This is a genomic window from Streptomyces sp. NPDC039423, assembly GCF_055598725.1.
The window spans coordinates 48,643-60,428 of sequence record NZ_JBVKAH010000009.1; the positions used below are offsets into that span (position 1 = coordinate 48,643).

Genomic DNA, 11,786 nt, shown 5'->3' on the forward strand with positions numbered 1-11,786 from the left:
CACGCATGTACAGATTGGGAAAAGCACGCATGACTGAGCTGCACGGCCACGGCAAGGCGCGGCACCGCAGAAGGAAGACGGCCCTGCTGTCAGGAATCCCGCTGGCGCTGGCCGCCGCCGGGGTCATGGCCTACGGCACGGCTTTCGGAGCGTTCGGAGAGGACGCGCAGCCGAAGGCCGCGGCGGTGCCGTCGAGCGCCTCCCCCTACCCCGGCCCCGGGAAGGTCACCGGCGACGTCGTCGTCCACGACCCGACCATGCTCCGCGCGCCGGACGGGCGCTACCTGCTCCACTCCACCCACGGCCACCTGGAGGTTCGCACTTCCACCGACCGCGTCGCCTTCAGCCGCAACGGCAACGCCTTCTCCACGCCGCCCCGCTGGTGGTCGCGCTACTCGCCGGAGAACGACCCGTGGGCACCCGACCTCTCCCGTCATGGCGGCCGGTACCTGATGTACTACTCCGTCTCGACATTCCGTTCCAACAACTCGGCCATCGGCCTCGCCACCTCCACGACCGGCAAGCCGGGCAGCTGGAAGGACCAGGGCATCGTCCACTCCTCCACGTCCGGCAGCGACTACAACGCCATCGACCCCGACCTGTTCGTCGACGGCGACGGCACGTGGTGGCTGGTCTTCGGCTCCCACTGGAGCGGGATCAAGATGATCCGCCTCGACCCGAAGACCGGTAAGCAGTACGCGGGGGACACCACCCGCCACTCGCTCGCCTCCCGCCCCACGGCGCCGGGGGCGGTGGAGGGCCCGACCGTGGTCAAGCGGAACGGGTACTACTACCTCTTCGCCTCGTACGACACCTGCTGCAGCGGTACCACCTCCACGTACAAGATCAAGGTCGGCCGGGCCACCAAGCCCACGGGGCCCTACTACGACCGCAACGGCGTCGCGATGAACCGCGGCGGCGGCACCGTGGTCATGTCGTCACACGGATCCGTGATCGGCCCGGGCGGGCAGGACATCATGTCCGACGGTGGCAAGGACCTGCTCGTCTACCACTACTACGACGGCAAGGACAAGGGTGCTCCCAAGCTCGGGATCAACCTGCTGAAGTGGAGCGGTGGCTGGCCCACCGCGTACTGACCGGCGCTCGGCGTCGAAAAGGCGGCTGCTCGCGCAGGACCGCCTGTGCGGCGCCCGGGCCCCGGAGGTGGACCCCAGCCACAGAGGTACTTCTGTGGCTGGGGCCGTCGTACTGGTCACTGGTCGGTCCAGCGGCCGGGCGACGTCCCCGACGGTTTCGGCCCGATGCGCCGGAGCCGGGTGCGGCCGCCGTGGTGGGGTTCGAGTCGGTCGGCAGCGCCGCGGATCAGCCCGGCGTCACCGCACCCTCCGGCACGCCGAACCACTCCTCCAGCGCCTCCGCCAGCTCGGCCGTCGACGCCGGTGCCTGCGCGCCCGCGTCGGCCGCCCAGGCCGTGAAGCCGTCCGGACGGACGAGGACCGCCGCCAGTTCCGGGCGGGACGGACAGCCGGTCGTCAGGGTGTCGACGCGGTCGGCGTACCCCGCGGCGAGGGCCCGGAGCTCCGGGTCGTCGGTGAGGTCGAGCAGGAGGGCCCGGCCGCCGTGAAGGTGGTCCGCGAGGCGGCCGCCGTCGGTGAGTTCGAGGTCCGGAGTGCTGCGGCCGATCAGCGGATGCTCGCCCGGCAGCTCGTACCGCACTCCGGCACCGTTGAGCCGTGCGGTGAAGTACGTGGTGCCCACGACCGTGGCCGCCAGGTCGCTGACGATCTTGCGCAGGGCCCGGGACTGCGGGTCCGGGCGCATGGCCGCGACCTGGGACCGGGTCCAGTCCAGGACCCCCGCGCCGACCGGGTGCCGCTCGGAGGTATAGGTGTCCAGCAGCCCTTCCGGCGCCCGGCCGCCGATCACCGCGGCGAGCTTCCAGCCGAGGTTCATGGCGTCCCCGATTCCCAGGCTGAGCCCCTGGCTCCCGAAGGCGGAGTGCACGTGCGCCGCGTCGCCCGCCAGCAGCACCCGGCCCTTGCGGTACTCGGTGACCTGACGGGCGTGGTCGGTGAAGCGGGTCGCGGTCCGCACCCTGGTGATCGTGACGTCCACACCGGACACGCGGCGCAGCCGCGCCTGGAGGTCCTCGGTGGTGACCGGCACGTCCCGGCCGGCCGGCGGGCCGTCGAACTCCACGGTGACGATGCGGCCCGGCATCGGCCCGTGGGCGTACACCCCGGTGTCCGTGGCGGTCCAGCCGACCTTCAGGTCCTCGGCGCCGGTCATCTCCACGACCGCCTGGTGACAGGTGATCTCCGGGTCCGTACCGGGAAATGCGAACCCCGCGAGCTTGCGGACCGCGCTGCGGCCGCCGTCGCAGCCCACGAGCCAGCCGGCGCGTAGGGTCCCGTGGCCGGTCCGCACGGTGACGGCCTCCTCGTCCGCGTCGAAGCCGGTCAGCTCCTCTCCCCGGCGTATGTCGGCGCCGAGCTCGTCCGCCCGCCCGGCGAGCAGCCGCTCGATGTCCTGCTGCGCCACGAAAACGATCTCGGCGGCGGGTCCGGCGTCGCCGAGGCCCGGCGCCGTACGGTCGACCAGGTCGGCGCGCAGCATGATTCCGGCGAAGTGCCCGACGAACTCGAGCCCTTGGCCCGCGGCACCGCCTGTGTCCCCGCCGTTCCGCTCGCGCAGGAACGCCTGGAAGCGGTCCATGGTCTGCCGCTGCACCTCGGCCAGCGCGGGCAGCATGCCCCGGCGGTAGAGCGCCTCGGCGCTGGGCGTGGTGATCGCCCCGCCCTTGATCGTCGGGTCCACTTCGGTGCGGCGCTCCAGGACGGCCACCCGCGCGCCTCCGAGCCGGAGCTCGCAGGCCAGCATCAGTCCGACCGGGCCGGCTCCGGCCACCACTACGTCATAGTCCATGGCGCCCACTATGACGGAGGGTCAGAAGGGCCTTTTCACCGCCCTGACCAGCCACAACACGGGCCGCGCTGTCAAGGGGGCGGCCGCGCGAGGGGGGGACGGGAAGCGGGCCGTCCGCGCTCTGTGACGTCAGGGAGGGTCCGTGCGACAGTGGCGGCATGATCACCATCGAGAAGCCCGAGCCGGCCGACCGGGAAGCCTGGGAAGCGCTGTTCCGCGCCTACATCGATTTCTACCAGCGGGTCGAGCCGCCCGCGATGTACGAGCGGGCCTGGGGCGAGTTCCTGGCGGGGGCGCGGATGCACGCGCGCGTGGCGCGGCTCGACGGCCGGGTCGTCGGCATCACGCACTTCTTCGTGCACGCCAACACCTCCGGCCCGGACGTCTGTTACCTCCAGGACCTGTTCACCGACCCGGCGGTGCGGGGCCGGGGTGTGGCGCGGGCGCTGATCGCCGCCGTGGCGGACTGGGCGCGCGAGCAGGGCTGCGTCCGGGTGTACTGGAACACCCACGAGTCCAACGCGACGGCGCGGCGGCTCTACGACAAGGTCGCCGAGAACCGCGGCTTCCTGCGCTACCAGATCGAGCTGGCCTGACGGGGCCCGGTCACCGGCCTGAGCGATGGAGCGGGCGCCGGTGTGACGCGGTCAGCCGGATGAAGAGGTCATCGGGTTCCGGTGCTGCGGTGGAGGCGGGAGGGGGCGCCCGCGGACTGGGCGCCCTCTTCGCCGAGGGTCATCGTGTCCTCGTCCGACAGCTCGACGACGTACAGGTGGCCCTTCTCGCAGGTCAGGAGGGAGGCCGAGCGGTCGGTGGGGTGGCTGGTCACCGCCTCGAGGGTGACGGTGGCTCCCCGTACGCCCCGCAGTTCGAGGGCTTCGGTGCAGCCCACCTCCCGTCGCGTGCCGGCCTCGGTGACGTTGCTGACCTGCTTGCCGGCGAGTTCGCCGACAGCGGCGGCGTGCAGGGTCAGGGTGACCGTGAACGACGTGGTACGGGGCGCGAGTCGCCCATCGGCACGAGGGTTGCCCGGGCCGGTGCCGGTCCAGACCCCCGCCCACTCGCGCGGCAGCGTCGGCACGGTCGCCGAGGCGGAAGGCGCGGGGCGCCCGCCGTCCTTCGCATCCGTTCCCGTCCGGTCGTCGTCTCCGTCGAACGGGTACAGCCACACGGCCAGGGTCAGGGTGACGGCCATTGCGGCGGCGGCAGCGAGCCACCCGGTGCGTGACGTGGATGCCGTAGGCCCGCTGGTACCGGTGGCGGCGGGCCATCCGCCCGACGGCCTGCCGGGATTCGCCCCGGGAGAGGGCGGGGGTCCGAAGACTCCGCCGGGGCCGGCCACAGCCGGAGCCGGCGGGGTGGCGGGCGGGGCGGGCGGCAGGGCGGCGGGGTGGGCGGGCGGTGCCGCAGCCGTCGTGCCCCGGGGTGCCGTGGGCATGGGCGCCATGGGCGCCGTGATCAGGCGCGTCATCTCCGTCTCGCGGGCCGCGAGTTCGTCGTCGAGCCCGGCCGGCAGGGTCTTGGCCCAGGTCGAGCCGGAGGGGCGGGGCAGCAGGTCGGTCAGTTCCCTGCTGGTGGGACGCTGCTCCGGCTGCTTGGCCAGGCAGCGTCTCACGACGGGCAACAGATCCGGCGGCACATCATGGATGTCGGCCTGCTCGTGCACGATGCGGTACAGCAGCGAGGCCGCCGAGACCTCCTCGCCCGGATGCTGGAACGGGCTGCGTCCGGTCGCCGCGAACACGAGGACGCAGCCGAAAGAGAAGACGTCACCGGCCTCGGTCACGATGCCTCGCGAGACCTGCTCGGGGGCCAGGTAGCCCGGAGAGCCGATGACGCCGCCACTGTGGGTGAGCCGTGAGTCGTCCGCCGCCCGCGCGATACCGAAGTCGATGAGCATGGGCCGTTTCCTGCCCAGGAGGATGTTGGACGGCTTGATGTCCCGGTGCGCCAGCGAGCAGGCGTGAACGGCCGCGACGGCGGCGGCCAGTTCGCCGGCCAGCGCACGGAGGGCGACCGCCGCGAGCGGGCCGTGTGCCACGACCCAGTCGGCCAGCGACGGGGCGGGGACGTATTCGGTCGCGAGCCACTGGGGGCGGTGGCCGGGCGGACTGAAGTCGATCACGGAGACGGTGAACGGCGAGCGGACGAGGTCGCTGTTGCGTACTTCTCGGGCGAAGCGCGCCTCGAAGTCGGGGGCCTGGGCCAGGTCCGGGCGAACGGTCTTCAACGCGAGCGGCCGTCCGGACGTCGTACGGGACAGATAGACCTGGCCCATGCCCCCGGCGCCCAGGCGGGCCAGGATGGGATATCCCCCGACGGCAGCCGGGTCCGTCGCCTCCACCGGTTTCACGTGCCCTCCCCCATTCCTGCCGTCCCACCCGTGGGGCGACGGCACCCGCGGATCCCGCGGGCGGCCAGCAGGATACGCGGAGGGGATGAGGAAAGGGCCCGGTGAGGGCGAACCGCACGGTGTCGGCCGGACCTCGGTCGGACGTCCGCCGGCCCTCGGCCGGCCGTCGCCGAGCACGGAGCGCCGCCGGTGCGGGTCGGAAACGCTGGGCGGGGTCGGCTTCCTTCTGCTGCGGGCGGACGCCCAGGGGGGCGGTGTTACGACACGGTCTCGTCACCGGTCCGATGGGTGCGGGCCGCGCACACGTTCAGCGCCCGGTGGACGACGTCCGGGGAGGCGGCCAGCAGCGGGAGGCGGACGGCCGGGGTGGGGATGCGGCCCTGGGCGTGCAGGACCGCCTTGATCACGGTCGGGTTCGGCTCGGCGAAGAGCGCGGCGGACAGCCGGGCCAGTTCGGCTCCCAGACGGCGGGCCGGGCCGGTGGCGTCGCGGTGCCACAGGGCGATCAGTTCGGCGTGGTCCGCGGTGCGGATGTTCGCCGATGCCAGGATGCCGCCCTGGGCGCCCGCGGCCAGCAGCGGTGAGATGACGGCGTCATCGCCGCCGAGGATCGCGAAGCCCGGAGCCGGCCGGCCGAGCAGTTCCATCGTGGCGGCGTCGATCGCGCCCGTGGCGTACTTGACGCCGACGACCTCCGGCAGGTGCGCGAGTGCGTGGAGCGCGCCGGGGCTGAGGGGCTGGCCCGTGCGGTAGGGGATGTCGTACACGACCAGCGGCAGGCCTCCGTGTTCGGCGAGCGCGGTGAAGTGCGCCAGTGTTCCCGCCTCACCGGGCCGGGTGTAGGGCGGGGCGGGCACCAGGGCCGCGGTGACCTCGCCGCCTTCGGCGAGCCGGCGAAGTGTGGTGATGGCGGCGGCCGTGTCATTGGTGCCGACGCCGACGATCAGCTGAGCGCGGTGGGCTCGGCATGCGGCCGCGCAGACGCGGATCACGGTCTGCTTCTCCTCGGCCGTCAGTGTGGCCGCCTCCGCGGTCGTTCCCAGGGCGACGAGTCCCTGTGCGCCGCCGGAGAGTGCCTCGTCGGCGAGGCGGGCGAGCGCGTCCGGGGCAAGGCGCAGGTCGTCGGTGAACGGTGTCACCAGGGGGACGTACAGGCCGTGGAGTGTGACGTCGGTCTTCATGCGACCAGCCTGGACGACCAGATGCAGTAGAACCAGTTCAGGTTTCTTGGCTCATGCGTAAGCTGTCCTTATGCTCGATGTGCGACGCCTCCACCTGCTGCGTGAACTGGACCGACGCGGCACCATCGCGGCCGTGGCCGAGGCCCTGTCCTTCACCGCCTCGGCCGTCTCACAGCAGCTGAGCGTGCTCGAGCGCGAGGCGGGAGTACCCCTGCTGGAGCGGAGTGGCCGACGGGTGGTGCTCACGCCCGCGGGGCGCACCCTCGCCGCCCACGCCGACGCCGTTCTCGAACGCCTTGAGCGGGCGGTCTGCGAGCTGGCCGGGGCGCGCGAGGGCATCGGCGGCTCGCTGCGGATTGGTACGTTCCCCTCCGGCGGTCCCGCGATCGTGCCCGCCGCGCTGGCCGAACTGGCCCTGCGGCACCCGGCGCTGGAACCGATGGTGCGGGAGATCGACTCGGCTCGGGTCTCCGACGGGCTGCGCGCCGGCGAGCTCGACGTGGCCCTCGTCCACGACTACGACTTCGTCCCCGCGTCGCCGGACACCACGGTCGAGCAGGTGCCGCTGCTGGAGGAGCCGGTGTTCCTGGCCACGGGTGCCGCCGGCGACCCCGGTGAGGCCGCCCGTCCCGCCGCCCGCGGTGGCACGCTGGCGGAGTTGCTCGGACCGTGGGCGGCGTCCCCGTGGATCACGGCGCGGGACGGTACGACCGGGCATGCGATGGCCGTACGCGCCTGTCAGGCGGCCGGCTTCCAGCCGCGCATCCGCCATCAGGTCAACGACTTCCGTACGGTCCTGGCACTGGCCGCGATCGGGCAAGGCGTCGGTTTCGTACCGGAGATGGCCACCGACCACGCACCTGACGGCGTGGTCCTGATCCGGCTGCCCCTCTTCCGCCGTTCCCGGGTGGCCTACCGCGCGGGCGGCGGCACGCACCCGGCGATCGCCGCGTTCGTGGCCGCCGCGCGGACCGCGGTGAGCGCCATGGGCGGTGCCGCCTCGCCGGGAAGCAACACCCCGGAACCCGGGGACGAGCCCGTCCCCGGGGCGCCGTCAGGTCCGTGACGTACGGCTGAGCGGGCTTTCCGACCCGCCTGCCGTCCCGGGACGGTTACACGCCGCTGGCGATCTGTCCGATGCCGTTCCACGCGTTGGCGCTGCCGTTGCCGAGCCAGGCACTGTAGGCGGTGCTGGTGCCACTGCCGCGCAGCAGGAAGTCGGCGTGGGTATCGCCGTCGAAGTCCGCGAAGTGGACGCGGCCGTGTTCGGTGGCCACTCCCGAGGCGACTTGGCCGAGGTTCTTCCAGCCACCGTGTCCGTCCCCGCCCGTGTTGACGTGGACGTTGACGGAGCCGTTGGGGTTGATGACCCAGTAGTCGGCCCTGCCGTCACCGTCGTAGTCGGCGAGACGCACGCGCGAGCGGTCCGTGGTGGTGCCGCTGGCGACCCGGCCGATGCCCGCCCAGGCGTTGTCGCCGTGGTTCAGCCAGACGCTGACGCTGCCGTCGTCGAGGATGGTGAGGTAGTCCGAGCGGCCGTCGCCGTCCCAGTCGGCGAAGCGGACCTGATCGTGCTTGCTGGTGATGCCCGAGGCGATGATGCCCCGGTTCTGCCAACCGCCGCCGCCATCGCCTCCGCGATTGATGTGGACGTTGACGGAGCCGTTGGGGTTGATGACCCAGTAGTCGGCCCTGCCGTCACCGTCGTAGTCGGCGAGACGCACGCGCGAGCGGTCCGTGGTGGTACCGCTGGCGACCCGGCCGATGCCCGCCCAGGCGTTGGGGCCGCGGTTCAGCCAGACGCTGACGTTGCCGTTCGCGGCGATGCTGATGTAGTCGGGCTTGCCGTCACCGTCCCAGTCGGCGAAGCGGATCTGGTCGGCGCCGCCGGCCTCGTTCGCGGCGGCGGAACGCCGCGGTTCGGTGGTCTTGGTGATCCACTGGGCGAGGTCGGCGATGCGGGCGGCGATGGCACCCGTGCGGGTTTCGGCCGGGTCGGTGCCCAGGCAGCCGCCCTGCCACGATCGGCTGTTGACGCCGACGAGTTCACCCGCGGTGTCGAGGAGGGGACCGCCGGTGTCTCCCTTGCAGAGGGCGTCGGTTCCCTTGCCGGTGATCGCCAGCGTGGTGGCGTCCGCGGAGTCGAGGGTGAAGGTACCGGTGTGGACCTTGCCCGGCACCCAAGCGGTCCTCGTCCGGCCGAAACCGGCGGAGTTGAGGCTTGTACCGGGGGCCGGGGCGGTGGCGGACACCTTGACCGTGGTCGCGCCCCTGACCGGCAGCATGAGACGGGCCAGGACCAGGTCGCGCTCGGCGCGGGGAACGAGTTCGGTGACTTCGCGGGTCTCCCCGCCGGCCAGGGTCACGGTGGCCGGCAGAGCGGGCTTCCCCGCGGGGACCTGCCCGCCCGCGCTCGTGGCGAAGCAACTCGCGGCGGTGACGATCCACCACTCGTCCACGAGCGTGCCGGTGCAGGCCCGGCTGTTCGCTTCGTCGCCGATGTCGACCTTGACGACGGAAGCGTACTGACCGGACGGGGCTTCGGAACCGGCGAGGGCCTGGGCGGGGGCCGCCGAGACCAGGCTTGCGGCCACCGCGGTGGCCGTGGCCAGCAGGCAGGTCATCCGCACCGAGCGCGGACGGGTATCAGTCATGGGCTTTCCTTCACGATGGGCCCCGCGACGGGCGCCTGGTGCCCCTGATGTCCCGGAGACGCCAGGGGCAGCGGGCAAGGCGCGGGTGTCAGAGGGTGCCGGTAAGGACGATGGCGCCGGGCACTGCCGGGACACCCCGGAGGTCGACCTGGCTGGTGGCGGTCCAGGTGCGGTCGGTGTGGCGGACCGTGTGCAGCGCCTTGTTGTCGGCGGTAGTGACGGCGAGCTGGAGTTCGCCGTCCACGGCGGCCGCGGAGACGGACGTGGCGGTGACGGTGCCGAGGATGCCCTTCAGGTCGCCGAGGGGGGTCCAGGTGCCGTTGCCGTTGCGGATGGCGTGGTACTGGCGGGTGCCGTTGTCGGTGGCGATGACGATGTGGGCGTCGTTGGCGGTACCGGCCATGCCGACGGAGGTGATGGGGCCGACGGGGGAGCCGACGGCCGCGGCGACGTCGCCCCACTTGGTCCACTGACCGGCGGTGTTGCGGATGGTGTGGTGGGCCTTGCCGCCGCTGATGGCGGTGACCTGGAGCTGGCCGCCGGCGCTGGCGGTGGCGGCGGCCGTGACCTGGCCGATCGGGCCGACGGCGCCGGCGATGTCGCCGAAGCTGGTCCAGTGGCCGGTGGCATTGCGGACGGTGTGGAACATCTTGCCGTCGGCGAGGGCGACGACGTGGAGGTCGTTGCCGATGGAGACGGCGGAGACCTGGGTGAGGTTGCCGAGACGGCCGGCGACCGCGCCGACGTCGCCGAAGGTGCCCCATGTTCCGTCCGCCTTGCGAATGGTGTGGAACAGGCGGGCGTCCTTGCTGATCGCGAGGACGTGGGTGTCGCCATTGATGCCGGCGGAGGCGGCGGCGCGGATGCCACCGATGTCACCGGCCTTGCTCTGGACGTCGGTGAAGCCTGTCCAGTCGCCACCGGCAAGACGGATGCCCTGGTAGACGGTGTTGCCGGCCTGGACGAGGGTCTCGGTCTTCCAGCCGGTGGCCAGGGAACGGGTCTGGAGAATCCACTCGCGCAGGTCGTCGGTGCGGACGGCGATGGCGCTCGTGCGGGTCTCGGCGGGGTCGGTGCCGAGACAGCCGCCCTGCCAGGAGCGGCTGCTGAGGGCGACGAGTTCGCCGCCGGCGTTCAGAACGGGGCCTCCGGCGTCGCCCTGGCAGATGGTTCCGCCCGGCCCGGCTTCGTCGAGGGTGAGGGTGGTGGCGGTACCGGCGGAGGCTTTGAACGAGGCCGTGTGCACCTTGCCGGGGACCCACTCGGTCCTGGTGCGGCCGTAGCCGGCGGCGGTGACCGCGGCGTCGGCGGCAGGAGCGGCGGAGGCGAGCGTGGCCGGGGTGACGTCGGTGACGAGCCGGTCCAGGCGCAGGAGGGCGAGATCCCGGTCCGTACGGGGAGCGAGCTCGGTGACGCGGTAGGTCGTCGAGCCCACGGTCGCCTTGATCGGCTGCTTCGACGCCCCGGCGGTGGCGTCCGTCCCCAGGCAGCTCTTGGCGGTCAGGAGCCAGTCGGCGGCGATCAGGGTGGCCGAGCACCCCCGGGCGTGGGCCTCGTCGCCGATGGTGAGCTGGGCCGTGTAGGCGTACGTACCGGTGTCCGGGGACCCGACGGTGGCGTGGGCGGAGCCGATGGCGAAGGGGAGGCTGAAGCCTATGGCGAGCGTGAGACCGGCCGCCATCCACGGACGCCGCGGACGCGTATCGAACATGAGCATTCCTTCTGCAGGGAGTGGAAGGGAGAGCCGAGCCGGAGAGCGCCGAACCGAGCAGCAACGGCACACCGCCCCGTTACGGTCCCGCGAGACACGGGGCACCGTCGGGAGGCGGGGGCCAGGAGACGACTCGGGCTCGGCGAGCGCCGTGATCTTCTTGTCGTGGGCGGGGCCAACGGGCCCGTGAGCGGCACCGGCGGCACCGGCGGCCGGATGAGTGCCCTTCTTAGGGGCGGAGGGCCGGCCTGGCGGCGGAAGGGCACCGCAAGCGCAGGCAGGCCTCAGCCCGTCACCCGGAGTTCCACGAGCACCGCGGGGCGGGGGTCCTTTTCGTCGCCCTCACCCACGGGCTTGTAGTCGTCCTTGGGGACATCGACGGTCGTGGTCTTCCCCTCCGCCGTGAGACTGGCCCGGACGGCACGGTCGTCGGTCCGGATGGCGTGGACGCGATCGACTTCGAGGCTGAGATATCCGGTCTTTCCCGACGTGCTGAAGCAGTACCGGCCCTCGGTGTTCTGCAGGGTCCACACCTGGATCTGATGGGGGGCGGAACACTCCGTCAAGGTGATGCGACCGTCACCGCGGTGCAGCCGGATTCCCTTTTCCTTGAGAATCCCTTCGGCGTCCGGGTAGGTGAAGTCCTCTACGGCGAAGGGCGGCTCCGCCTCTGCTCCGTTCGCGGCCGCCAGGGCCGTCGGCGCGGTCCGTGGAGCGGCGTTCGCCGAGGTGAGCGCCGAGAGCCCGGTGAGCGTCAACACAGTGCCGACGACGCCCGCGAGCATCATTTTACGCACGCCAAGTATCACGAGATTTTCCCTTCGAAGGACGCGGCGCAAGACGGCAGCCGCAAAGAAGGCCCGATCGCGTGGGCCTTTCCAAAAAGTATCACCTCCATTCACCGGTCCGTCACACCTTCGGCCCGCATAACGACGTCATAACAGATGACCGACCAATGGAACGCGGGAGCGTGACAACCCGTCACCCCCGGAATTTCCTAT

9 protein-coding genes are annotated in these 11,786 nt (G+C 72.1%); 3 read left to right on the forward strand and 6 right to left on the reverse strand.

All coding sequences use genetic code 11. From position 1 onward, the window contains the following. The first annotated feature begins 125 nt into the window (after window positions 1–125). Entirely contained in the window at window positions 126–1,097 is a 972-nt protein-coding gene (locus tag ACZ7LK_RS26155) for an arabinan endo-1,5-alpha-L-arabinosidase (protein ID WP_392277316.1), read from the forward strand. Between the two features lie 226 nt (window positions 1,098–1,323). Here ACZ7LK_RS26155 and ACZ7LK_RS26160 read toward each other — a convergent pair whose 3' ends face one another. Beyond that, complete coding sequence (locus tag ACZ7LK_RS26160) at window positions 1,324–2,886, reverse strand: FAD-dependent oxidoreductase (RefSeq protein WP_471143720.1); 1,563 nt, start codon at window positions 2,884–2,886, stop codon at window positions 1,324–1,326. Between the two features lie 158 nt (window positions 2,887–3,044). Here ACZ7LK_RS26160 and ACZ7LK_RS26165 point away from each other — a divergent pair, with 158 nt between their 5' ends. Next, window positions 3,045–3,482, forward strand: a complete 438-nt coding sequence (locus ACZ7LK_RS26165; RefSeq protein WP_392277271.1) for a GNAT family N-acetyltransferase — start codon at window positions 3,045–3,047, stop codon at window positions 3,480–3,482. Between the two features lie 68 nt (window positions 3,483–3,550). On the opposite strand, the gene ACZ7LK_RS26170 is transcribed toward ACZ7LK_RS26165, so the two are convergent. Together ACZ7LK_RS26170 and dapA are read right to left on the reverse strand one after the other, a co-directional pair. Next, window positions 3,551–5,239: a serine/threonine-protein kinase gene (locus tag ACZ7LK_RS26170; protein ID WP_471143723.1), complete on the reverse strand. Its 1,689-nt coding sequence runs from the start codon at window positions 5,237–5,239 to the stop codon at window positions 3,551–3,553. Between the two features lie 257 nt (window positions 5,240–5,496). Then, window positions 5,497–6,420 carry a 4-hydroxy-tetrahydrodipicolinate synthase gene (gene dapA, locus ACZ7LK_RS26175; RefSeq protein WP_392277273.1) on the reverse strand — a complete coding sequence of 308 codons (924 nt, stop codon included), beginning with the start codon at window positions 6,418–6,420 and terminating at the stop codon, window positions 5,497–5,499. Between the two features lie 70 nt (window positions 6,421–6,490). Between dapA and ACZ7LK_RS26180 the strand changes: the two genes are divergently transcribed. Next, window positions 6,491–7,486 (forward strand): LysR family transcriptional regulator, encoded by a 996-nt coding sequence (locus tag ACZ7LK_RS26180; protein ID WP_392277274.1) that lies wholly within the window; start codon window positions 6,491–6,493, stop codon window positions 7,484–7,486. Window positions 7,487–7,532: 46 nt separating this feature from the next. Here the strand turns inward: ACZ7LK_RS26180 and ACZ7LK_RS26185 are convergent, their stop codons facing one another. From ACZ7LK_RS26185 to ACZ7LK_RS26195, 3 genes are all read right to left on the reverse strand, one after another. Beyond that, entirely contained in the window at window positions 7,533–9,074 is a 1,542-nt protein-coding gene (locus tag ACZ7LK_RS26185; protein ID WP_471143725.1) for an FG-GAP-like repeat-containing protein, read from the reverse strand. An 88-nt stretch (window positions 9,075–9,162) separates the two neighbouring features. Continuing rightward, window positions 9,163–10,785, reverse strand: a complete 1,623-nt coding sequence (locus ACZ7LK_RS26190; RefSeq protein WP_471143727.1) for a trypsin-like serine protease — start codon at window positions 10,783–10,785, stop codon at window positions 9,163–9,165. 284 nt (window positions 10,786–11,069) lie between these two features. After that, window positions 11,070–11,594 carry a hypothetical protein gene (locus tag ACZ7LK_RS26195; RefSeq protein ID WP_471143728.1) on the reverse strand — a complete coding sequence of 175 codons (525 nt, stop codon included), beginning with the start codon at window positions 11,592–11,594 and terminating at the stop codon, window positions 11,070–11,072. Window positions 11,595–11,786: the final 192 nt, after the last annotated feature.

Excerpts from the sequence above, each read along its gene's own strand:
- dapA (WP_392277273.1), bottom strand. The coding sequence starts at position 6,420 with ATGAAGACCGACGTCACACTCCACGGCCTGTACGTCCCCCTGGTGACA.
- ACZ7LK_RS26155 (WP_392277316.1), top strand. The coding sequence starts at position 126 with ATGGCCTACGGCACGGCTTTCGGAGCGTTCGGAGAGGACGCGCAGCCG.
- ACZ7LK_RS26180 (WP_392277274.1), top strand. The coding sequence starts at position 6,491 with ATGCTCGATGTGCGACGCCTCCACCTGCTGCGTGAACTGGACCGACGC.
- ACZ7LK_RS26185 (WP_471143725.1), bottom strand. The coding sequence starts at position 9,074 with ATGACTGATACCCGTCCGCGCTCGGTGCGGATGACCTGCCTGCTGGCC.
- ACZ7LK_RS26190 (WP_471143727.1), bottom strand. The coding sequence starts at position 10,785 with ATGTTCGATACGCGTCCGCGGCGTCCGTGGATGGCGGCCGGTCTCACG.
- ACZ7LK_RS26165 (WP_392277271.1), top strand. The coding sequence starts at position 3,045 with ATGATCACCATCGAGAAGCCCGAGCCGGCCGACCGGGAAGCCTGGGAA.
- ACZ7LK_RS26160 (WP_471143720.1), bottom strand. The coding sequence starts at position 2,886 with ATGGACTATGACGTAGTGGTGGCCGGAGCCGGCCCGGTCGGACTGATG.